The organism is Brevibacterium samyangense (assembly GCF_039529845.1).
In the GTDB taxonomy this organism is placed as follows: Bacteria; Actinomycetota; Actinomycetes; order Actinomycetales; family Brevibacteriaceae; genus Brevibacterium; species Brevibacterium samyangense.
The window spans coordinates 65326-87074 of the sequence record NZ_BAAANO010000009.1; the positions used below are offsets into that span (position 1 = coordinate 65326).

A 21749-nucleotide genomic window follows, 5' to 3' on the forward strand; every position below is an offset into this window, starting at 1 on the left:
ATAAATCCGCCGATCGAATGCTCGTTATATTGAGACTTATATTGAGACGGCGGCCACAACCCGTGAGCACGCAGGCAGGAGCACCACATGCGAACGACGAACGGCCGCGCCGAGATCCTCCGCGCCGCGCGTGACACCTTCGCCCGGAAGGGATTCGACGGCGCCTCCATCCGGGACATCGCCCAGGAGGCCGGCCTGAGCCTCTCGGCACTCTATTACTACTTCCCGTCCAAACAGGACGCGCTCTACGAGCTCATCCGCGACGCGTACACGTGGTACATCGAGCATGCCCAGAGTGTCGTCGAGGCCGCCGGTGACTCGGTCCCGGACCGGGTGGCCCTGCTCGTGCGTTTCATCGTGCGGTACCGCACGCGGAACACGCTCATCAGCCGCGTCGTCCTCCGGGACACCGAGCGCCTCGACCCCGAGAGGTTCGACGACATCCACGGCCTGCAGCGCGCCTCGCGGGCCGTGCTCTACGACCTCATCGCCGTCGGTCGCACCGACGGCACGTTCCCGGTGGTCGACGCGGAGATCGCCGGGCGCGCGGTCCTCGCCATCACGAACGCGATCCCGCTCTGGTACCGCGAGGGCGGTTCGATCACCGCGGCGACGCTCGAGGAACAGTACGTCGTCTATGCGCTGCGCCTCCTCGGCTGGCAGGAGATCGACGCCCCCGGCACCGTCGAGCGTCTGCTCGCACTGCCACTCGCGGAGACGGGCGAGGTGGGTTACGTCGCGGCGTAGCCGCGCATGGAGCAGAGCGGCGTAGGGCCGCTTCGCCAGAGCGGCGTAGGGCCGCTTCGCCAGAGCGGCGTAGGGCCGCTTCGCCAGAGCGGCGTAGGGCCGCTTCGCCAGAGCGGCCTGAGCCCCTGTGACCGCCGTCTCCCCGCGGTGTTAGTCTGATCGAGCACTTAACGTTCGTTCAGTCAGTTGATGAGGAATCGATGCGCAGAACCATCTTCACCGAGGACCACGACGCGTTCCGGGCCATGTGCCGGGACTTCGTCGCGAAGGAACTCGCCCCGCTCTACCCGACGTTCGAGAAGCAGGGGAGGGTCGACAAGGAGTTCTTCGCGAAGATGGGCGAGCTCGGCCTCACCGGTCTCCAGGTCCCCGAGGAGTACGGCGGCGGCGGTCAGACGGACACCTTCACGTACAACGCGATCCTCAACGAGGAGACCGCGTACGCCGCGTGCTCGCTCGGCACCCTCCGCGTCCACCAGGACCTCGTGATCCCGTACATCCTCCATTACGGCAACGAGGAGCAGAAGCAGCGCTGGCTGCCCGGGATGGCCGCCGGCACGATGATGACCGCGATCGCGATGACGGAGCCGGGCACCGGTTCGGACCTCACGGGCATCCGCACGACCGCGAAGCTCGAGGGCGACCACTACGTCCTCAACGGCGCGAAGACCTTCATCTCCGGCGGGATCAACGCCGACCGCGTGCTCGTCGTCGCCCGTACCTCCCCCTTCGACCCGGAGAACCGCCGGGCGGGTCTGTCGATCCTCGTCGTCGACGCCCACTCCGAGGGCTTCGAGAAGGGCCGCAACCTCGAGAAGCTCGGCATCAAGACCCAGGACACCGCCGAACTCTCGTTCACGAACGTCCGGGTCCCGGTGGAGGACCTCCTCGGCGAACAGGACAAGGCCTTCGAGTACCTGTCCTTCAACCTCGCGCAGGAACGCATGACGATCTCGGTGAACGCGGTCGCCTCGACGAAGGCCGCGATCGACCTCGCGACCCAGTACGCGCACGAACGCAACGTCTTCGGTTCGCCTCTCAAGAACTTCCAGAACACGAAGTTCGTCCTCGCCGAGTGCTCGACCGAGTTCGAGGCCGCGCAGATCATGCTCGACCGTGCGATCGAGGCGCTCGACGCGAAGGAACTGAGCCCGGCGGACGCCGCCCGCGTCAAGCTCTTCACCACCGAGGTCCAGGCCCGCGTCACCGACAAGTGCCTGCAGATCCACGGCGGCTACGGCTACATCCTCGAGTACCCGATCGCCCGACTCTACGCGGACGCCCGCGTCACCCGCATCTACGGCGGCACCTCCGAGGTCATGAAGACGATCATCGCGAAGGACATGGGCCTGTCCGAGAAGCGGAAGTAAGGCCCCGTACAACCCCCAAGTCCCGGCCCGAACCGGCCGGGGACCGACGTTCGAAGGAGAACACATGGACATCTCGGGTCACGTCGCACTCGTCACCGGCGGTGCCGGAGGCCTCGGTCTCGCCACCGTCGAAGCCCTCATCGAGAAGGGCGCGAAGAAGGTGATCGTCGCCGATCTCGCGGGCGAGGAGAACATCGCCCACCTCGGCGACAAGGTCGCCTTCGTCTCCACCAACGTCGCGGAGGAGGACCAGGTCGCCGCCGCGATGGACAAGGCGCTCGAGTTCGGCGATCTGCGCGCGGTCGTGCACTGCGCCGGCATCGGCGGCCCCATGCGCCTCGTGCAGAAGGACGGCACCCCCGGCGACGTCGCGCACTTCAAGCGGATCCTCGACGTCAACCTCCTCGGCACGATCATCGTCGCGAGCCAGGCCGGCGCGCGCATGGCGAAGAACGAGGACATCGACGGCGAGCGCGGCGTCATCATCTTCACGGCCTCGGTCGCGGCGTTCGACGGCCAGATCGGTCAGACCGCGTACGCGGCCTCGAAAGGCGGAGTCGTCGGCCTCACCCTGTGCGCCGCCCGCGACTACGCGTCCAAGCACATCCGTGTCATGACGATCGCCCCCGGCACCGTCGACACCCCGCTGCTCGCGCGTCTGTCGGAGGACGTCCGCGCCTCCCTCGCCGCTGCGGTGCCGCACCCCTCGCGCCTCGCCCGGCCGGACGAGTACGCGCACCTCGCGATCTCCATCATCGAGAACGCGATGCTCAACGGTGAGACGATCCGCATGGACGGCGCCATCCGGATGCCTCCCCGCTGATCCGTCGGTCCCTTCCCACCGGCACAGCCCCGGGGAGCCCGCCTCCCCGGGGCGCACCCCCCGAGGCGCCCGTCCGGTGCCGCCGAGCGCCTCGGCCCCCCCACCCCACCACCCGGCACCCACGCCCCACCCCTCATCCACGGACAACGACGTCGAAGGAGCACACCCATGACCGAGACCACCGCAACCCCGGAGACCACCGAGCCCGAGGTCCTCACCGAGATCGACGGCAACGTCCTCGTCATCACCCTCAACCGTCCGAAGGCGAAGAACGCCGCGAATGCCGCGATGGCGCAGCAGATGGATGCGATCCTCACGGAATTCGAGGCGAACGACTCCCTGTACGCCGCCGTCATCACCGGTGCCGGCAAGACCTTCTGCTCCGGTATGGACCTCAAGGGGTTCCTCAAGGGCGAGAAGCCCTCGATCGAGGGCAAGGGCTTCCTCGCCCTCACCCAGCAGACGATCTCCAAGCCCGTCATCGCCGCGGTCGAGGGCTACGCTCTCGCAGGCGGCTTCGAGACGATGCTCGCGTGCGACATGGTCGTCGCGGCGGACACCGCGAAGTTCGGCATCCCCGAGGTCAAGCGTGGCCTCGCGGCCGCCGCCGGTGGCCTCGTCACGCTGCCGCAGCGCACCCACCGGGCGGTCGCGATGGAGATGGCGCTCACCGGCGACATCTACCCGGCGACCTTCGGCAAGGAGAACGGCTTCGTCAACCGGATCGTCGAGGACGGCAAGGCGCTCGAGGGCGCCCTCGAGCTCGCCCGCACGATCGCGGCGAACGGCCCGCTCGCGGTGAAGGCGTCCAAGCGGATCATCGTCGAGTCGATCGACTGGTCGACCGAGGAGAAGTTCGCGAAGCAGCAGGAGATCGTCGACCCGGTGTTCGTCTCCGCCGACGCGAAGGAGGGCGCGACGGCGTTCGCCGAGAAGCGTGCTCCGCAGTGGACCGGCAAGTGACCGGGTAGACTTCGAAGTCCTTCATTCGTCGCCGAGGCGCCCCGTGGCTCCTCCCGTCGGATCCCGTCTTCTCGAGGGCGGGTCCCGACGCGGAGCCGCCGGGCGCCTCGGTNNGGGGGGCTGGGTGGCTTCCGGGGGCCCACCGCATGCGCCCCCCACGGCGTGATGATCGATCGATAGTCATCTCGGGAATTCCCGGCGAGAACGCCGGGACGGCGCCGGCCATCGGATTTCCGACAACTCGCTGGGGTGACCGGATGCGCTCGATGGGACCGAACCGCTTCAGCCTGCCCGATTTCGGGGCCACGCCCGCCGGCCGCCACATCCGCCGGCCGCCCGCGGACCCCCGCAAACTCCCCCCCAGGTCGGCCCCCCGCAACGCCGCGTACCGCCGCCACCACCCGAACCCGATCCTCCGGATCCCGCGGTGGGCGCGCCTCGCGACGACGTGCACGGTCGCCCTCGCACTCGTCGCCGGCGGGATCACGACCGCCGCGCTCACCCGCCTGAGCACGAACATCGATCGTGCCGAGGTCACCGCTCTCGCCGAGGCCGGCGGGTCCCACGAGCCCCTCGACATCCTCGTCATCGGTTCGGACGAACGCGCCGCGGACTCGACGGAGAACGCGGCGGGCAAGCGGAGCGACTCGATGGTCCTCGCCCACCTGTCCGCCGACGACGACTGGATCGACGGACTGCAGATCCCGCGCGACACCATGGTCGACGCCCCCGAATGCACCGACCCGGACACCGGCCGCACCTTCTCCGGCGGCACGACGATGGTGAACGGCCTCCTCGGGTACGGCGCGGACGACGCACTGCAGGAGGACGCGCGGTCCGAGGACACGTCGGGTGCCGGCACGGACTCCACCGACTCCACGGCCGAGGCGACGGACGGGGCCGGAGCCAGCGGCGCCTCGGCGACCCCGGAGGTCGACCTCGCCGTGCGCACCGCCGACGGCGCGCTCTGCGGCTGAGAGGCGTCACCCCGGCGCCCCACACGAACAGCTCGCCCACGGGATCGGGGCCCGCACATAGGAGAATCGCCGTGCGGATACCTTCGAAGGTGTCCACACGGCGATTCTCCCGTGTCCGTGTCCTGGGCTTCGCGCGTCCTGGGCTTCGCGCGGCTCAGGCTTCGCGCGTCGGCTCCCCCGTGCGCCGTTCGAGCCACACACCCGCACCGACGACCGCGGCACCGGCGAGGGCGAGGAGGGCGATCGGCAGGATCTCGGCGGTGGGGATCGCGGTGAACGCACGCGACTCGTCCTGCCACGGCCACAGGGCCCGGAGGCCACCGGCCATGAGACCGGTGATTGAGACCATCGTCACATGGTGGTGGAGGGCGAGGAGCCGTCGGAGGACGAGCACGATGAGCGCGCCACCGGCGAGAGCACCGAGGAAGAAGAGCCCGAGGTACCCGAGGTCGCGGTCGTTCACCGCCGCGAGGGTCGGCGCGTAGAGGCCGATCGCGAGGAGGAGGAACGACCCGGAGAGGCCGGGCAGCGCGAGCGCGCACACCGCGACGGCGGCACCGAGCACGATCGTCACCGGGTTCACCGCGATCTCCTGCGGGGGCAGGGAGACCGCGAACGCCGCGAGGACCGCCGCCACCGCCGCGATCACCCAGTCGCGGCCCCGGAAACCGCCGGCGAGGCGGATGGGGACGAGCAGGGACAGCGCGACCATGCCGAAGAAGACGGCCTTCATGGAGACCGGGTGGTTGTGGAGCAGGTGCTCCATCACGTGTGAGGTCGTCACGAGACCGAGGAGCATGCCGATCGCGAGCGGAACGAGCAACCGCCATTCGACGGCGCGGATCCGCGTCCACCCGGAGCGGCGGACGCGATCGCCGCGCCACAGCCCGGAGACGAGTTCCCAGAATCCGGCGATGAGGTTCGACGCCGAGGCGATGAGTCGTTCGTAGATCGCGAGGACGAGGGCGACGGTGCCGCCGCTCACCCCCGGCATCGTCTCGACCATTCCGATGAGGGCGCCGCGTACGAGGTTGAGAATCACGCGCTCGACCCTACCGAGCGGAAGCGACGAGCACTCCCAGGACCGGCACAACTCCACCACGCACAACATTCCGATTTTCGGCAGAAGTTCCTTCCCGAAATCCCCCATCAGTCGGAAAACCGATGCCCGAACGAGCGTTCGGCGACCAGGATTCACCGTCCGGGCCCCGGAAGTGGGATTATTCCTGCCATGACACGAATCTCCTGTCCGAAGCTCTCACAGAAGGTCACCACCGCGGACGTCGCGGCCGGTTTCATCAACCACGGTGACAACGTCGGCATGAGTGGATTCACCGGCGCCGGATACCCGAAGGTCGTCCCCGGCGCACTGGCACAGCGCATCGAGGCCGCTCATGCGCGGGGCGAGGACTTCTCCATCGGCGTCCTCACCGGCGCCTCCACGTCCACGGAGATGGACGGGGTCCTCGCGCAGGCCAAGGGAATCCACATGCGCACCCCCTTCCAGTCGGATCCGACCCTGCGGAAGCAGATCAACTCCGACGAGGTCGACTACATCGACACCCACCTCAGCCACCTCGCACAGCAGGTCTGGTTCGGTTTCTACGGCAACCTCGACGTCGCCGTCGTGGAGGTCTCCGCGATCCTCCCCAACGGCCTCCTCGTTCCCTCCTCCGCCGTCGGCAACAACAAGACGTGGCTCGACCAGGCCGACAAGGTCATCATCGAGGTCAACGAGTGGCAGCCCCGCGAGTACGAGGGCTTCCACGACGTCTACTACGGCACGAAGCTCCCGCCGTACCGCAACCCCATCCAGATCCTCGACCCCACGCAGCGCATCGGCGACCCGTACTTGCGCGTCGATCCGGAGAAGGTCGTCGCCGTCGTGAAGACGCACGCACCGGACCGTGACAACGTCTTCGCCCCCGTCGACGACAACTCGAAGGCGATGGCCGAGTACCTCATCGACTTCCTCCGCCACGAGGTGAGGGCCGGCCGGATGCCGAAGAACCTGCTGCCGCTGCAGTCGGGTGTCGGCAACGTCGCGAACGCGGTCCTCGCCGGCCTCCAGGAGTCCGAGTTCGAGCACCTCACCGCATACACCGAGGTCATTCAGGACAGCATGCTGAAGCTCCTCGAGTCCGGGAAGCTCGACGCGATCTCCGCGACCTCGTTCTCCCTCTCGGGCGAGATGGCCGAGTACTTCAACGACAACATCGAGTCCTTCAAGGGCAAGATCCTCCTGCGTACGCAGGAGATGTCGAACCACCCGGAGATCGTCCGCCGCCTCGGCATCATCGCGATCAACGGCATGGTCGAGTCGGACATCTACGGTCACGTGAACTCGACCCAGGTGCTGGGCGGGCAGATGATCAACGGCATCGGCGGGTCCGGCGACTTCGCGCGCAACGCCTTCCTCAACTTCTTCGTCTCACCCTCCGCGGCGAAGAACGGCGCGATCTCCGCGATCGTCCCGATGGCCTCGCACGTCGACCACACCGAGCACGACGTGCACGTCCTCGTCACCGAGCAGGGCATCGCCGACCTCCGCGGCCTCTCCCCGAGCAAGCGCGCGAAGGTCATCATCGAGAACTGCGCGCACCCGGACTACCGCGACCGCCTCACGGACTACGTGGAGCGGGCGAAGGCCTCGGCCACCGGCCGCCTCCACACGCCGCACATCCTCGAGGAGGCCCTGAGCTGGCACACCAAGTTCCGGGACACCGGACAAATGTAGAGTCGGGACACCGGACATATGTGAGCTGCGCTCACGGAACCGACGCCGAGGCGCCGCGCGGGTGAGGAGATCTCCTCACCCGCGCGGCGCCTCGGCGGTTCTGTGCGCGTGAGCGATCAGCTCGGGCGGTGCGGGAGCATGACCTCCTCGAAGTACCGCTGCCCGTAGGGCGCGAGGTACTCGGTGTCCTCCTGCGGGTACCACTCGTCGTAGTCGGAGAACGTGCCGGCGTCCTCGTAGCCGAGTTCGGCGGCGATACCGCGCCACTTCTCCATGGACTCCGCGATCGCCTCCGCGGATCCCTCGGGCAGGGTGCCCTTCTCGATCTCCGCCTCGACGAGTCCCTCGGACTTCTCGAGGAGGGAGCTCTGGACATCCGCGTCGAGTTCGCGGAACTCACCGCCGGCGCTGCGGACGGACTCGAGTCCGAAGTAGTTGCCGTCGAGGTCACCACGGCGGGACTCCGTGAACTCGTCGGCCATCGCGTCGAACACGAGCTGCTGGACCGCGAGCGGCCACGACTCCCACGCGGATCCGGCCATGACCGCGCCCGGTCCGCGGGCGAAGGTGACGTCCGTCGTGTACCCGACGTTCGGAGCGACGTCGAGGAAGCCACCGGCGATCGCCGCGAGCGTCGTCGAGAACGTGCAGTCGATGGTGCCGCGTTCGAGCGCCTCGAAGGTCTCCGTGTACTGGAGGGAGACGGGTGAACCGTGGACCGCCTCGAGCTGGGCGGACTGTGCGGTGCCGGAGACACGGACCTGGTTGCCGTTCCAGTCCTCGGCGCTCGTGTGCGGGTCCTTGCACAGGGCCATGACGGCGCCGGCGGCGTTGAAGGAATTGAGGGGATGGAGCCCCTTCTCCTCGAACTCCGCGAGGTAGTTCGGGTCGTTCCACGTGAGTTCGCCGAGGGCGGCGTTCGCCGCGAGTTCGTCGACGAGCGGGGACGTACCGGTGAGCGTCGACCCCGTGACGTACCCCTGGAAGACGGGGTACTCGTCGGGTTGGTAGACCGGCAGCATGTACGCGACGTCCACCCGTCCGTCGGCGAGCGCGTCCCCGAGTTCGGTGTAACCCGCGATCGCCTGGCCGTACACGGCCTCGACGGTGACCTTGCCGTCGGAGAGCGTCTCGATGTTCTCGATGAACGCGAGCGCGCGGTAGGCGTCGATGCCCTGTGCCGACTGCGCGGAGGGCTGGTAGGTGATGGTGATCGGGTCGATGTCGGCGAACGCGGCCCTGATCTCCTCCTCCGAGGCGCCGTACTCGTAGCCCTCACCGGAACCTCCCGAACCAGTACCGCCACCGCCGCCGGCCGAACCGGCACAGGCGCTGAGCGCGAGGGTGAGTGCGGCTCCGGCGGCAACGGCGGCGGCCGCGCGTGGGCGTGTGCTGCGGAAGGAGCGGGAGCCGTCCCGACCGCGGGTGCTGCGCGCGCGGTCGATCGGGCCCGGCACGGCAGCGTGGAAGAACGTGGATGGACGCAACATGGTGGGTACCCCTTCGTACCTCGGTGCGGACGTCCCGGAGGTCGGGAAGCCGAACCCTCCTCGTCGTCGAGGAGAGTGGACCAGTGTTTACCAGAGATGTGGGTTTGACCACAAACTGATCGTTCGTTAAGTTTGCCGCACAGAGCGTCGCGCGCAATGACGGGCCGAACGACAGAAGGGCAGGACACAGATGCCGCACTACTTCCCCGCGGGGATGCCGCGCCACCTCGACTACGTGGCGAACGCCGTCCCGGAGGTCCTCCTGTCCTCCGCACGCACGTGGGGCGAACGCATCGCCGTCGTCGACGGGGAGCAGACGCTCAGCCATGTGGAGCTCCTCGCGCAGGCGAAGGCCGTCGCGGCGGACCTCGCCGCCCACGGTGCGGGCCCCGGGACGGTCGTCGGCCTCCACATGCCGAACACCCTCGGCTATTTCCCCGCGTACTACGGCGCGCTCATGACCGGCGCCGCCGTCACCCTCGTGAACCCGCTGCAGCCGCCGACGGGCCTTCTCAAACAACTCGCGGACGCCGGGGCGACCGCCGTCGTCACGCACCCGGCGCACCTGGGCGCGCTCGAACAGGTCCTCGCGGACCTGCCGCTCACCCGCGTCCTCGTCGCGCCGGCCACGTGGTCCGGTGCCGCGACCGAGGAGCAGACTGCCCGGGCGCGTGAACTCGCCCGGGCGAGCGGCGCCTCGGCGGGTGGGACGGGCGGTGCCCCGGGCGGCGCGGCAAGCTCCTCGGGCGGCGCGCCCTGGGCGCTCCTCGAGGACGTCGTGGCGACCGGCGCCGATTTCGAACCGGTCCTCGCAGGCCGTGACGAGGTCGCCCACTACGCGTACACCGGCGGTACGACGGGGAAGTCGAAGGGCGTGCGGGTCCTCCACCGGAACGTCCTCGGCAATGTCACGCAGATGGCCGCGTGGCGGCTCCACCGGGCGGTCGTCCGGGACAGCGAGGGGTTCCTCGCGCTCGCACCGATCGAATCCGCCGGAGAACCGTACATCCGTGCGGGTGAGGCCACCGGGGTCCAGGTGCCGCCGCTGTTCCACGCGCAGGGACTCACGACGAGCAGCATGTTCGTCCTCGGGGGGATCACGATCGTCCTCGCCGGACGGTTCAAGCCGGAGACCTTCGTGAACCTCGTGAACGAGTGGGAGGCGACGTACACCTCGGGCAACCCGCCGATGTACCTGTCGATCGCCGAGTACTGCCGGAAGTCCGGCGCGACGATGCCGTCGATGCTCGTCGCGATCTCCGGTGCCGCACCACTCGATTCGACCGCGATCGGGCGGATCGGCGAGGCGATGCCGAACGCGATCGTCGCCGAGGGTTACGGACTCACCGAGGGCACGTGCATGGTGACCTCCTCGCCGTTCACCCGCGACTCGATCCAGAAGGTCGGCACCGTCGGCATCCCGGTGTGCGACACGGAGATCGAGATCCGCGACGTCGACGGCACCACCGTCCTGCCCGACGGCGCCGAGGGCGAACTCTGGGTCAGCGGGCCGCAGGTCACCGACGGTTACAGCAACGCCCCCGAACAGACCGCTGCGCAGTACGTCGACGGATGGCTGCGCACCGGGGACATCGCCTCCCGCGACGCCGACGGCTTCGTCCGCATCCACGACCGGGCGAAGGACATGCTCATCTACAACGGGTACAACGTGTACCCGCGCGAGCTCGAGGACATCTCGGCCGGTCACCCGGACGTCGCGCAGATCGCGGTCGTCGGACGGCCGTCCGCGGAGGTCGGGGAGATCCCCGTCGCGTTCGTCGTGCCGACGGCGGGAGTGGGCGGGGACGGCGGTGCGGCCGGCTCCGGTGACGGCACGACGGCCGGATCCGGCGCCTCGGCGTTCGACACCGAGGGATTCATGGCCTGGGTCGCCGAACGCGTCCTGCCGTACCAGAAGATCCGTGAGGTGAGGGTCGTCGAGTCCCTCCCGGCGAGCGCCGCGGGCAAGATCCTCAAGACCGAGCTCCGCGACCTGCTCTGAGGCACGACCCCGACACGGGAAAGTTCTATGATGGCGGCTCGCGCGAACCTCCATCACGGAACTTTCCCGTGTCGGGAGCGGGATCACTTTCCCGTGTCGGGAGCGGGCTCGGCGCGACGTCCGGACACCCGTGCCGATCCGGGCATCCGGTCCTACACTGGCGGCATGAGCATTCCCAGCGTGAACGTCACCGAGATTCCCGAAGGCGCACCGATCCTCGACGTGCGTGAGGACGACGAGTGGAACTCCGGCCACATCGAAGGCGCGATCCACATCCCGCTCGGAGACATCCCCGTCCGCTACGGCGAGGTCCCCATGGACGAGGACGTCTACGTCATCTGCCGCTCCGGTGGACGGTCGCGCCAGGCCGCTGCGTGGCTCAACCAGAACGGCTTCGACGCGATCAACGTCAACGGCGGCATGGGCGCGTGGAACCTCGACCACGGCAAGCCGATCGTGAGCGAGACCGGCCAGGACCCCTGGGTCATGTGAGCCCCTTCCTCAGCTGCACCGCGATCGACCGACGCACCACAATGTGACGCAGGAGCCCCGTTCCGCAGCACAATGAGTCGCATCGGGCGATCCCGTCGCACCCCCGCCGAGGCGCCGCACCGGTGAGGAGATCTCCTCACCTGCGCGGCGCCTCGGCGCTTCTGCGGGCCGGTCGTGCTCGTCCTCGCACTCGCCGGCTGCGCAGCCCCGAGCGGGGGTGAAGCGGGCGCCACTCCGGAACCCGCCCCGACCGTCGACGCCCCCGGCACCCTCGAGCCCGACACCGATCTGTCGCTCGAGCGCGCCACGATCCGCGGGTTCGACGCCTGCCTGTATGCGGGCGATGCGACGTTCACCCCGAACGCGAACAACGGTTTCCCCCACGCCCTCGTCGACCCGACCCACCCGAACGACGTCTGGACCGGGCTCACCTCCGAGGACGACGGCGCGGGTGGCGACGACGCTGCGGACGAGAGCTCGGCGCTGAGGATGGAACTGCACCTCGAGGTGGAGCCGGAGGCCTTCGCCCCGCTCGGGCCGGACGGCCGCACCTATGCCCTCGTGTCCTTCGTCTGCCTTCCCGAACGCGGCACCTCGGCGTGGGACTCCGGATACCTCGTCCTCGGCACCCCGCGCGACGGTGCGGGAGCGACCTCACCGGAGAACACCTACGAGGTCGCCGGGATCGTCCGGCCCGAGGGAGTGACCGCATTGACGGACGATCCCGGCACCCCCACGGATGCCGTCACCGATGCCGCCACGGGTTTGCCCGCACCGACCGCGTCCCCCGCGGGCAACGAGATCTCCCCCGACCTCACGGAGACCTACGCGGACGGGGACTCCCTCGTCGTGCTCACCGCTCCCATCGATCCGGGCACAGGCCGTCACTCGGGCGGCGTGGCCGGCGTCGAGCCGGGTCATCCCGCGGAGGCCTTCGCGCTCGTCGAGGAACGCCTCGGTGAACCGGATGCGAGCACCGACGAGGACTCGATGTTCCCGGAGGGCTTCCGGGTCGCCACCCGCACGTGGGGCGATTTCACCGCCGAGTACTGGAACCCCGTCGACGAGAACGCCGGGTACTTCGGCAAGTGCATGGCATGGACGATCGGGGACGCCGAGGCCGCCCGGCCGGGATCCGGTGACGCCGCCGGGACCATCACCGGGTCGGGCGCCTCCGGCGACGGAACCGGGCAGGCGAGCAGCGCCTCGCCGCAACTCCCCGAACGGATCGTCTGGTCGTCCCCGCTCCAGGTGGGCACGATACTCGAGGACGCCGTCGAACCCCACGCGATCGAGCCCTGGGGTGAGGGCTTCCCGGGAGTACAGACCGTCGCCGTGGGAACCGAACGCTTCACCGTCGTCACGGACGACGGCGGCGCGATCCTCGAGATCATGTCCGGCCTCGGGTGCACGACCACCTGATCCGCTCGTCCGCGCGGCGGCCCCACCCGACACGGAGGAGCCGAGTCGATCCGGAGGACCGTTTTTCGGGACGGATCCTCCGCCATCCGAGACGAAACCCGCGTCCGGGTGTGCCGGGCCCGGATTCTTTTGGCAGAGTGTGACCCATGAGCTCACGTGCAGGTCTCCCCGCGGAAGAATCCGACCTCATCGACGTTCCGGCGCTGCTGGACGCGTACCACGACCTCGTGCCGGACCCTGCGGTCCCCGGGCATCGCGTCGCCTTCGGAACCTCCGGACACCGCGGCTCGAGCTTCACGCACTCGTTCAACGAGGCGCACATCGCGGCGATCACCGCCGCGATCGTCGAGTACCGTACCGCGCAGGGGTACACCGGCCCGCTCTACCTCGCCCGCGACACGCACGCGCTGAGCGAACCCGCGTTCCTCACCGCGCTCGAGGTCCTCACCGCCGCCGAGGTCCCCACGATGATCGACGACCGCGACGGGTACACCCCGACCCCGGCACTGTCCCACGCCGTCATCACCCACAATGCGAACCGCGGTGCGGCGCAGGGCCTGGCCGACGGCATCGTCATCACGCCCTCGCACAACCCGCCGGCCGACGGCGGTTTCAAGTACAACCCGCCGCACGGTGGACCGGCCGACTCCGATGTCACCGCCTGGATCGAGAACCGCGCGAACGAGCTCCTCGAACAGGGCTGGGAGAAGATCCCGCGCACGCTCTTCCAGCGCGCGTTCCACCTCGAGAACACGCAGAACTTCGACTACATCGCGAACTACGTCGAGGCTCTCGGCAATGTCGTCGACATGGGGGCGATCAAACGCTCCGGACTCCACATCGGCGCGGACCCGCTCGGTGGCGCGAGCGTGGACTACTGGGCGGCGATCGCCGAGCGCTGGGACATCGACATCGACGTCGTCAACCCCGTCGTCGACCCCACGTGGCGGTTCATGACCCTCGACTGGGACGAGAAGATCCGCATGGACTGCTCCTCCCCCTACGCGATGGCCTCCCTCATCGCGAACAAGGACACCTATGACCTCGCGACGGGCAACGACGCGGACGCCGACCGCCACGGCATCGTCACGCCCGACGGCGGTCTCATGAACCCCAACCACTACCTCGCGGTCGCGATCGACTACCTCTTCGCCCACCGCCCGAAGTGGGGTCCGGACACCGCGATCGGCAAGACCCTCGTGTCCTCGTCGATCATCGACCGGGTCGCGGCCGCCCGTGGCAAGAAACTCCTCGAGGTGCCCGTCGGCTTCAAGTGGTTCGTCCCCGGACTCATGGACGGTTCCGTGGGATTCGGCGGCGAGGAGTCCGCCGGCGCCAGCCTCCTCACCTTCGAGGGCGGCACGTGGACGACGGACAAGGACGGCATCGTCATGTGCCTCCTCGCCGCGGAGATCGCCGCCGTCACCGGCAAGACCCCCTCGGCGCGCTTCCGCGAACTCGAGGCGGAGTTCGGCTCCTCGGCCTACGCCCGCATCGACGCCCCGGCGACCCGCGAACAGAAGGCCGCGCTCAAGAAACTCAGCCCCGAGCAGGTCACCGCGGACACCCTCGCCGGTGAGGAGATCACCGCGAAACTCACCGAGGCACCCGGCAACGGTGCCGCCATCGGCGGTCTCAAGGTGACGACGGAGAACGCGTGGTTCGCAGCCCGCCCCTCCGGCACCGAGGACGTCTACAAGATCTACGCGGAGTCCTTCAAGGGCGCCGACCACCTCGCACTGGTCCAGGAGGAGGCGAAGGCGGTCGTGGATTCGGTCATCGGCGGCGGTGTTCAGTAACTACCGGGAGATCCTCGGACTGCCCGGGGCCCTCAACTTCTCACTCGCAGGTCTCGCAGCACGCCTGCCCATCTCCCTCCTCGGGCTCGGGATCGTCCTCTTCGTCCAGGGCGAGACCGGGTCCTACGGCATGGCGGGCTTCGTCATGGCGACGTACATGGTCGCCCAGGCCGTCTCCAATCCGATCATCGCGAAACAGATCGACCGGCGCGGCCAGTCGGTCGTGATGAAACCCCTCGTCCTCGTCCACGTCACGGCACTCGCACTGCTCGTCGCGACGGTGCTCGCCGGTTGGTGGTTCGGACTCGCGTTCGTGTTCGCCGCCCTCGCGGGACTGTCGCTCGGTTCCATCGGCTCGCTCATCCGTGCGCGCTGGACGTACATCGCCCGCACACCCCGCCAGCTCGATTCCGCGTTCAGTTGGGAAGCGGCGATCGACGAGGTCATCTTCATCACCGGACCCGTCCTCGTCACGGTGCTCGCGACCTCGCTCTTCCCTCCGGCCGGGATCATCCTCTCCGGGCTCGCGACGCTCATCGGTTCCTTCCTTCTCTACCGCAACACGGACACCGAACCCGAGCCGCAGCCGAAGGAGGTCGACCGCACCCTCAAGGGCAAGGTGCTCTCGAACCCCGGCATCCTCATCGCGGTCTTCAGCCACTTCATGCTCGGGGCGGGGTTCGGCGCCATCGACGTCACCGTCGTCGCGTTCTCCGAGGAACTCGGACAGAAGCCCTTCTCCGGTGTCGTCCTCGGCACCTTCGCCTTCGGGTCCCTGCTGTCCGGCCTGTTCTTCGGCACCGTCGACTGGAAGATCCCCACGCACAAGCGGCAGGCCCTCGCGACCGCGGTGTTCGCCGTCGCCTGCTGCGCCCTCCTGCTCCCCGGATCGATGCTCGTCATGGGCATCACCGTCTTCTTCGTCGGCCTCGCGATCGCCCCCGTCGCGATCACGACGTCGACGACGGTCCGCGAACTCGCCCCTCCCAAACGCCTCACCGAGGCGTTCGCGTGGATGTCGACCTCGATGGCCTTCGGCACATCGTTCGGATCCGCGATCGCCGGCAATCTCATCGACCACTTCGGCGCGCGCCCCGCGTTCCTCATGCCGGTCGTCTGCATGGCCCTCGGCGCACTCGTCGTCGTGAGCTGTGTGAAGCTCCTCGACCCGCTGCGCAGCGGGCACGCCGCACGTCTCGCCCGCCGCGCGACGGTGGGGTGAGGGAGACCGCCGAGGCGCCTCGGCGGGGGTGCTCTCCTGTGCTCCGGGGCCGGTCCCCGGGACCGGCCCGACCACCCCGTGGACGTCGTTCCATGTCGACACGGCAGCGAGACATTCCTCACCGTTACAGATGTGTAAATCCCGGGAGATCCGTGCAAATCCGCAGGTACGCGCCGGTAGAGTGATCCCACCGCGGCGGTCAGGCTGAAACATCGTGTGGCCGTCGCGGATTACTCTTGCATGGACCCTCTTTCACTCAGAAGGACCCCATGCGAATCCTGCTCGCCTGTGACAAGTTCAAGGGAACCCTGACGGCCTCCGAGGTCAGTGACGTCCTCGGCCGCAGGCTGACCGGTCGCGGACACGAGATCGTCGCCCTTCCCATCGCGGACGGCGGTGACGGCACCGTCGCCGCCGCCGTCGCCAGTGGCTTCCTCCCCGTCGATGCCGTCGTGACCGGGCCGCTCGGCGCACCCGCGAACGCCACCTGGGCCCGCCGCGAGGACACCGCGGTCATCGAGATGGCTCAGGCCTCCGGGCTCGCGATGGTGCCGAACCCGGATGCCCGCACCGCCCTCCACGCCACGAGCCGTGGCACGGGAGAACTCATGAAGGCCGCACTCGACGCCGGCTGCACGACGCTCGTGCTCGGCATCGGTGGTTCCGCGACGACCGACGGCGGTGCCGGACTGCTCTCCGCCCTCGGCATCCGGTTCCTCGATGCACACGGGCAGCAGATCCCCGACGGTGGCATCGGTCTCGAGTCCGTCGCGGAGGTCGACTTCTCCGACCTCGACCCGCGGATCGAGAGCGGCGAGGCGCGGGTCCTCCTCGCCTCCGACGTCGACAACCCCCTCCTCGGCCCCACCGGCGCCCCCGCGATCTACGGCCCGCAGAAGGGTGCGGGTCCGGCCGAGGTGGCACGCCTCGACGCCGCTCTCGCCCGCTATGCCGAGGTGGTCCCGGGCGGCCACGACCACGTCGACCGGCCGGGTTCGGGTGCCGCCGGTGGCGTCGGCTTCGGTGCGTTCGCACTCCTCGGTGCCGAGGGCGTCCCCGGCGCCGACTACGTCATGGACCTCGTCGGCTTCGGATCAGCCCTTACCGAGGTCGACCTCGTCGTCACCGGCGAGGGGAAGCTCGACCTCCAGACCCTCAACGGCAAGGGCCCGGGGCGCGTCGTCGAGGAAGCGCGCGCCCACGGCCGTCCGGTGTACGTCGTGTGCGGCGCGAGCGACCTGCCCGCCGGAGGGGTGGACGACCTCGGGGTGTCCGGGATCGTCGCGATGGCCGACCACGCACCCCTCGACCAGTGCTTCGCCCAGCCGCGGGCCGTCCTCGACGCCGCTGCGAAGGAGCTCGCGCACCTCATCGGGTGAGAGCGGGACACCCGATCAGATCGCGCTCCAGCCGTTGTCGACGGGGAGGATCGCACCGGAGATGTTCGAGGCGTCGTCGGACGCAGCGAAGGTGATGGCGGCGGCGAGTGACTCCGAGGTCGCGACTCGGCCGACCATCGTCTGCTGGAACGGGCCGATCTGGGTGAGACCGTGGTTCATCGTCATCTCGATGCCGTCCATGATGTTCGTCGCGACACCACCGGGCGCGATCGCGTTGACCCGGATGCCGGCGGCCCGGTACATGACCGCCATGCTCTTCGTGAGTCCGACGACCGCGTGCTTGGACGCGGTGTAGGCGGCGCCCGAGGCCGAGCCCCGCAGACCCGCTTCCGAGGCGGTGTTCACGATCGCGCCGCTGCCCTTCTCGAGCATGTGCGGGAGGACCGCCTTCGAGAGCAGGTACACCGAGTTGACGTTCACCCGCATGACGCGTTCGAACATGTCCTCCTCGAGTTCGTGCACGGCCTCGAAGCGGTCGTTGACGCCGGCGTTGTTCACGAGGACGTCGATGCCGCCGAAGGCCTCGAGCGTGGTGGCGGCGACGATCTCCGTGACCGTCCGGTCCGCGAGGTCACCGACGACGGAGATCGCGGTGCCTCCCGCCTCGGTGATGAGGGAGACGGTCTCCGCGGCCGCCTCCTCCTTGATGTCGACGACGGCGACCTTGCCGCCCTCGGCCGCGAAGCGCAGTGCGCTCGCACGGCCGATGCCCGATCCGGCGCCGGTGACGATGATGTTCCTGCCGTCGAAACGGCCTGCGCATGTGGTCATGGGACCGGCACTAGGCCCTCCGCCCGCACCGGATAAGCCTTTACTTCCCGGGCGAAGCTGCTACCGCCCGGTATCCGGACACCGGCGCGCCCCGCCTCGGAGGGAGGGCCGTACCCCGGCGAGGACTCCGTGTCACTTCACGGATTCGAGCGCCTTGTCGACGACGGACTCGGCGATCGCGAGGGAGCTCGTCGCACCCGGGGAGGGTGCGTTGCGCACCTGGGTGAGACGGCCGCGGGTGGAGAAGACGAAGTCGTCGACGAGGGATCCGTCGGGGTTCATGGCCTGGGCGCGGACGCCTCGGGGGCCCGGCTGCACGGCCGCCTGGTCGAGTTCGGGCACGAACTTCCGCGCCTCCTCGATGAACGCCTTGGGCGAGAGCGCGGTCCGCCCCTCGCGGAGGGCCGCCTTCACGTTGTTCTTCGCGAACTTCCAGAACCCGCCGAAGCCCGCGGTCGCCGCGAGGTCGCTCGCCGTCCGGCCGAGGTTCTCCCACTGGAACGAGGCACCCTTCGAGTACGCCTCCCGCCCGAAGCTGAGGAACGCGTTCGGCCCGAGGGTGAGGGCACCGTCGACCCGGCGGGTGAGGTGCACCCCGAGGAACGGGTACGCCGGGTCCGGCACCGGGTAGATGAGCCCCTTGACGACCTCGGCGGGTTCGCCGGTGAGGACGAAGTAGTCGCCGGAGAACGGCACGACCTTCGGGGTCGGTTCGAGGCCCGAGGCGGTCGCGAGCCGGTCCGCCTGCAGCCCCGCACACGTGACGACGAGGTCGAACGCACCACCGTCCTCCGTGAGCTTCGAGCCCTCGGCGCCCGGCAGGGCGATCGCGACGCGCACCTGGTTCCCGAGGGTGTCGAGGCGGACGACCTCCGCATTGAACCGCAGGGTGCCGCCGGCGGCCTCGACATCTGCGGCGAGCTGCTGGGTGAGCGCCGGGTAGTCGACGATCGCGGTGTGCGGACTGTGGAGTGCGAGGACGCCACGGACGTTCGGCTCGACCTCCCGCATCTCGTGGCGGTCGAGGAGCTTCACGTGCGGAACGCCGTTCGCCTTCGCCCGTTCGAAGATCGCCTCGAGGCGTTCGATCTCCTCGAGGTTCTGGGCGACGACGAGCTTCCCGCACTCGTCGTAGGGGATCCCGTGCTCGATCGCGTACGGGATGAGGAGTTCGACGCCGCGGCGGCACAGCCGGGCCTTGAGGGAACCGGGTTCGTAGTAGAGACCCGCGTGGACGACACCGGAGTTGTGCCCCGTCTGGTGGGCCGCGAGGTACGGCTCCTTCTCGAAGATCGTCACGTGCGCGTCCGGCAGCCGCTTCGTGAGTTCCCGCGCGACTGCCACTCCGATGATCCCGCCGCCGACGACGGCCACTCTTCCGATTCCCATACCGGTATCCTTACGGCTGCACTCCCGGTCCACAAGGGACGCCCCAGATCCAACGCCGTACCCGGTTCCGAACCCATTGCCGCACCCGGTTCCGAACCCCGTGCCGCACCCGAGAAAGGCCCGCATTCGTGCCGCAGCCCCCGCAGCTCACCGTCGCGTGGCCGGGCAAGGCGGACGCCGAGGCGCTCCTGGGCTCCCGGCCCCGTGCCCGGTGGGCACGGCGGGAGGCGGACGGAGCCCCGGGCCCGGCGAGCGGCGCGGCATCGGCCGAGGTGCGGGGCGCCTCGGCGGTGGAGGCGGGTCCCGGCGGCAAAGCCGGCGAGGGGTCCGGCGGGGTCCGTGTGACGCAGGACGACAACGTCCTCGTCGAGGCGGACAACCTCGAGGCGTTGTGGCTCCTGCAGGACTCGCATGCGGGCGCGGTGAAGGTCGTGTACATCGATCCGCCGTACAACACGGGCAACGCGCTGCCGTACAAGGACACGTTCGGGCAGGCCGGGCACGCCGGGTGGTTGTCGATGATGCTGCCGCGGCTCGCTCTCACGAAGGATCTGCTGCGGTCCGACGGCACGGTGTTCGTGCAGGTCGACGACACCGAGAGTGCGTACGTGACGCTGCTGGGGAACGAGATCTTCGGGGAGGAGAACTACCTCGGGGCGTTCGTGCACCAACGCGCGAAGGGCGGCGGGAACGCCAAACGCTGGGTGCGCGGGCACGATTACATCCACGTGTGGGCGCGCGACATCACACAGGTGGGGCCGTTCGTCCGCGAGAAGCAACCGCCGGCCCGTTACGAGACGATCGACGGCGAGCGTTACCTCGTCGAGGACGACTTCCTGCGGGTGAGCTTCGGGAAGTACACGCGCGGGTCCGAACGACGGCTCATGTACGAGGACATCGTGTCCGTGCGTGGGGAGGCGAAGAAGGCGGAGATCGACGCCGGGATCGCCATGGGCAGGTACGTCCTGCGGCCCTGGGGCGACACCGGCAAGCACGCGGTCGTGCGCCTCACCCCGGCCGACCGCGCGAGCTCGAAGATGTACTCGATCGTCAAGGCCCTCGGGGAGACCGGGCGGCGGGACCTCGAGGCGCTCGGCCTCGGCGGGACCTTCGGCTACCCGAAGCCCGTCGAGCTCCTCACGACCCTCGTGCTGTCGCAGACCTTCGAGGACCGCGATGCCATCGTCCTCGACTTCTTCGCCGGCTCCGGCACCACGGGCGAGGCCGTGCTCGCTCTCAACGCCCGCGACGGCGGGAATCGGCGGTTCGTCCTCGTCCAACGACCCGAGGCGCTCCGGCCCGTCGCAGGAGCGCGGACCGGAGCCGAGGGGACCGGAGGGATCCGGGCGGCGGGTGACGACGCTGCGGAGCCGATCGCGTTCGTGCCCGGCACGATCAGCGCTCTGTGCCGCGAGAGGGTCCGCCGGGCCGGTGCACGGCTGCGGGCCGAGCACCCCGAGCTCGTCACCGACTTCCTCGACCTCACGGTGGTGGGCGAAGGGCCCCTTCCGGGAGAGCCCGAGTGCTGAGCGAGCGCATCTTCCACGGATTCGCGACCGCCGGGTGTGCCTACTTCCCGTCCATGACGCGGCGGACGAAGCCCTCGGCGTTCGCGCGCAGTTTCTCGACGCGTTTCGCCACGAACGCCTCCGGATCGTCACGGCCCTCCCAACCGGTGGGCTCGCGGCGGGCGTGGGCCGAGCAGTCGAAGAGTTCGTGGACGAGGGTGCCGACCGTGTTGCCGCGGCGCCCGGCGTCACCGGCGCGCTTCGCGGTGAACATGCGGATGCCCTGAACCGCGATGACGTCCTCGCACCAGGCGCACACCGCGGACCGGTGGCTGCGCGAGGGCGGCACCGCGCGGAGGATCACCCCGCGCACCTCGCCGTCGACGGGGACGAACACGTACGAGCGTTGCGGGATCTTGGCGTCCGCCCAGCCGACGAAGTCGTGGGACTCCCAGTCGAAGGTGTCGGGGTCGAACGGCGGCTTGATGAGTCCGGCCTCCCGGCGCGAGGCGTTGACGAAGGACTTCTGGAGCTGGGTGAGAGTGAGTTCCTGCATGAGCATTCTCCGATGCTGATCACGGGATGCTGCGCGGTCATGATGCCGGACGAGCGCCGGGTCCTGCCGCCGGAACGCCGA

At 69.2% G+C, this 21749-nt stretch carries 18 protein-coding genes; 13 read left to right on the forward strand and 5 right to left on the reverse strand.

From position 1 onward, the window contains the following. The first annotated feature begins 87 nt into the window (after positions 1 to 87). The 5 genes from ABD172_RS05420 (at position 88) to ABD172_RS05440 (ending at position 4880) form a co-directional block, all read left to right on the forward strand. Entirely contained in the window at positions 88 to 747 is a 660-nt protein-coding gene (locus ABD172_RS05420; protein ID WP_344307661.1) for a TetR-type transcription factor C-terminal domain-containing protein, read from the forward strand. Between the two features lie 200 nt (positions 748 to 947). Beyond that, positions 948 to 2117 carry an acyl-CoA dehydrogenase family protein gene (locus ABD172_RS05425; RefSeq protein WP_344307663.1) on the forward strand — a complete coding sequence of 390 codons (1170 nt, stop codon included), beginning with the start codon at positions 948 to 950 and terminating at the stop codon, positions 2115 to 2117. A 64-nt stretch (positions 2118 to 2181) separates the two neighbouring features. Then, complete coding sequence (locus ABD172_RS05430) at positions 2182 to 2940, forward strand: SDR family NAD(P)-dependent oxidoreductase (RefSeq protein ID WP_344307665.1); 759 nt, start codon at positions 2182 to 2184, stop codon at positions 2938 to 2940. Between the two features lie 168 nt (positions 2941 to 3108). Next, positions 3109 to 3903, forward strand: a complete 795-nt coding sequence (locus tag ABD172_RS05435) for a crotonase/enoyl-CoA hydratase family protein (protein WP_344307667.1) — start codon at positions 3109 to 3111, stop codon at positions 3901 to 3903. A gap of 266 nt (positions 3904 to 4169) precedes the next feature. Then, positions 4170 to 4880, forward strand: a complete 711-nt coding sequence (locus ABD172_RS05440; RefSeq protein WP_344307669.1) for an LCP family protein — start codon at positions 4170 to 4172, stop codon at positions 4878 to 4880. Positions 4881 to 5034: 154 nt separating this feature from the next. On the opposite strand, the gene ABD172_RS05445 is transcribed toward ABD172_RS05440, so the two are convergent. Continuing rightward, positions 5035 to 5922 carry a DUF368 domain-containing protein gene (locus tag ABD172_RS05445; protein WP_344307671.1) on the reverse strand — a complete coding sequence of 296 codons (888 nt, stop codon included), beginning with the start codon at positions 5920 to 5922 and terminating at the stop codon, positions 5035 to 5037. A gap of 189 nt (positions 5923 to 6111) precedes the next feature. Between ABD172_RS05445 and scpC the strand changes: the two genes are divergently transcribed. Further along, on the forward strand, positions 6112 to 7617 hold the full coding sequence (gene scpC, locus ABD172_RS05450; protein ID WP_344307673.1) for a succinyl-CoA:acetate CoA-transferase ScpC: 1506 nt from the start codon (positions 6112 to 6114) through the stop codon (positions 7615 to 7617). Positions 7618 to 7733: 116 nt separating this feature from the next. Here scpC and dctP read toward each other — a convergent pair whose 3' ends face one another. Then, positions 7734 to 9107: a TRAP transporter substrate-binding protein DctP gene (gene dctP, locus ABD172_RS05455; RefSeq protein ID WP_344307675.1), complete on the reverse strand. Its 1374-nt coding sequence runs from the start codon at positions 9105 to 9107 to the stop codon at positions 7734 to 7736. 190 nt (positions 9108 to 9297) lie between these two features. Between dctP and ABD172_RS05460 the strand changes: the two genes are divergently transcribed. The 6 genes from ABD172_RS05460 to ABD172_RS05485 all read left to right on the forward strand — a co-directional run bounded on the left by ABD172_RS05460 (position 9298) and on the right by ABD172_RS05485 (position 17423). Continuing rightward, positions 9298 to 11109 (forward strand): class I adenylate-forming enzyme family protein, encoded by a 1812-nt coding sequence (locus ABD172_RS05460; RefSeq protein ID WP_344307677.1) that lies wholly within the window; start codon positions 9298 to 9300, stop codon positions 11107 to 11109. 165 nt (positions 11110 to 11274) lie between these two features. Then, positions 11275 to 11601 carry a rhodanese-like domain-containing protein gene (locus tag ABD172_RS05465; protein ID WP_344307679.1) on the forward strand — a complete coding sequence of 109 codons (327 nt, stop codon included), beginning with the start codon at positions 11275 to 11277 and terminating at the stop codon, positions 11599 to 11601. Between the two features lie 174 nt (positions 11602 to 11775). Continuing rightward, on the forward strand, positions 11776 to 13023 hold the full coding sequence (locus ABD172_RS05470) for a hypothetical protein (protein WP_344307681.1): 1248 nt from the start codon (positions 11776 to 11778) through the stop codon (positions 13021 to 13023). Positions 13024 to 13169: 146 nt separating this feature from the next. Continuing rightward, the gene (pgm, locus tag ABD172_RS05475) at positions 13170 to 14822 is read left to right on the forward strand and encodes a phosphoglucomutase (alpha-D-glucose-1,6-bisphosphate-dependent) (RefSeq protein ID WP_344307683.1); all 1653 of its coding nucleotides are present in this window, start codon (positions 13170 to 13172) and stop codon (positions 14820 to 14822) included. Continuing rightward, a complete protein-coding gene (locus ABD172_RS05480) occupies positions 14812 to 16044 on the forward strand; it encodes an MFS transporter (protein WP_344307685.1) in 1233 nt (410 codons plus the stop codon). Before pgm ends, ABD172_RS05480 begins: the two co-directional genes overlap by 11 nt. A gap of 269 nt (positions 16045 to 16313) precedes the next feature. Then, on the forward strand, positions 16314 to 17423 hold the full coding sequence (locus ABD172_RS05485; protein WP_344307687.1) for a glycerate kinase: 1110 nt from the start codon (positions 16314 to 16316) through the stop codon (positions 17421 to 17423). Positions 17424 to 17438: 15 nt separating this feature from the next. On the opposite strand, the gene ABD172_RS05490 is transcribed toward ABD172_RS05485, so the two are convergent. Together ABD172_RS05490 and lhgO are read right to left on the reverse strand one after the other, a co-directional pair. Then, positions 17439 to 18215, reverse strand: a complete 777-nt coding sequence (locus tag ABD172_RS05490; protein ID WP_344307688.1) for an SDR family NAD(P)-dependent oxidoreductase — start codon at positions 18213 to 18215, stop codon at positions 17439 to 17441. Positions 18216 to 18347: 132 nt separating this feature from the next. Next, complete coding sequence (gene lhgO / locus ABD172_RS05495; RefSeq protein WP_344307690.1) at positions 18348 to 19604, reverse strand: L-2-hydroxyglutarate oxidase; 1257 nt, start codon at positions 19602 to 19604, stop codon at positions 18348 to 18350. 128 nt (positions 19605 to 19732) lie between these two features. Between lhgO and ABD172_RS05500 the strand changes: the two genes are divergently transcribed. Beyond that, complete coding sequence (locus ABD172_RS05500; RefSeq protein WP_344307691.1) at positions 19733 to 21133, forward strand: site-specific DNA-methyltransferase; 1401 nt, start codon at positions 19733 to 19735, stop codon at positions 21131 to 21133. 40 nt (positions 21134 to 21173) lie between these two features. Here ABD172_RS05500 and ABD172_RS05505 read toward each other — a convergent pair whose 3' ends face one another. Next, positions 21174 to 21668: an FBP domain-containing protein gene (locus ABD172_RS05505; RefSeq protein WP_344307693.1), complete on the reverse strand. Its 495-nt coding sequence runs from the start codon at positions 21666 to 21668 to the stop codon at positions 21174 to 21176. Between the last annotated feature and the right edge of the window lie 81 nt (positions 21669 to 21749).

Bases quoted from the DNA above. Each gene is read 5' to 3' on its own strand.
- ABD172_RS05460 (WP_344307677.1), top strand. From the start codon at position 9,298: ATGCCGCACTACTTCCCCGCGGGGATGCCGCGCCACCTCGACTACGTG.
- dctP (WP_344307675.1), bottom strand. From the start codon at position 9,107: ATGTTGCGTCCATCCACGTTCTTCCACGCTGCCGTGCCGGGCCCGATC.
- ABD172_RS05465 (WP_344307679.1), top strand. From the start codon at position 11,275: ATGAGCATTCCCAGCGTGAACGTCACCGAGATTCCCGAAGGCGCACCG.
- ABD172_RS05420 (WP_344307661.1), top strand. From the start codon at position 88: ATGCGAACGACGAACGGCCGCGCCGAGATCCTCCGCGCCGCGCGTGAC.
- ABD172_RS05430 (WP_344307665.1), top strand. From the start codon at position 2,182: ATGGACATCTCGGGTCACGTCGCACTCGTCACCGGCGGTGCCGGAGGC.
- ABD172_RS05490 (WP_344307688.1), bottom strand. From the start codon at position 18,215: ATGACCACATGCGCAGGCCGTTTCGACGGCAGGAACATCATCGTCACC.
- pgm (WP_344307683.1), top strand. From the start codon at position 13,170: ATGAGCTCACGTGCAGGTCTCCCCGCGGAAGAATCCGACCTCATCGAC.
- scpC (WP_344307673.1), top strand. From the start codon at position 6,112: ATGACACGAATCTCCTGTCCGAAGCTCTCACAGAAGGTCACCACCGCG.
- ABD172_RS05485 (WP_344307687.1), top strand. From the start codon at position 16,314: ATGCGAATCCTGCTCGCCTGTGACAAGTTCAAGGGAACCCTGACGGCC.
- ABD172_RS05425 (WP_344307663.1), top strand. From the start codon at position 948: ATGCGCAGAACCATCTTCACCGAGGACCACGACGCGTTCCGGGCCATG.
- lhgO (WP_344307690.1), bottom strand. From the start codon at position 19,604: ATGGGAATCGGAAGAGTGGCCGTCGTCGGCGGCGGGATCATCGGAGTG.
- ABD172_RS05435 (WP_344307667.1), top strand. From the start codon at position 3,109: ATGACCGAGACCACCGCAACCCCGGAGACCACCGAGCCCGAGGTCCTC.
- ABD172_RS05440 (WP_344307669.1), top strand. From the start codon at position 4,170: ATGGGACCGAACCGCTTCAGCCTGCCCGATTTCGGGGCCACGCCCGCC.
- ABD172_RS05505 (WP_344307693.1), bottom strand. From the start codon at position 21,668: ATGCAGGAACTCACTCTCACCCAGCTCCAGAAGTCCTTCGTCAACGCC.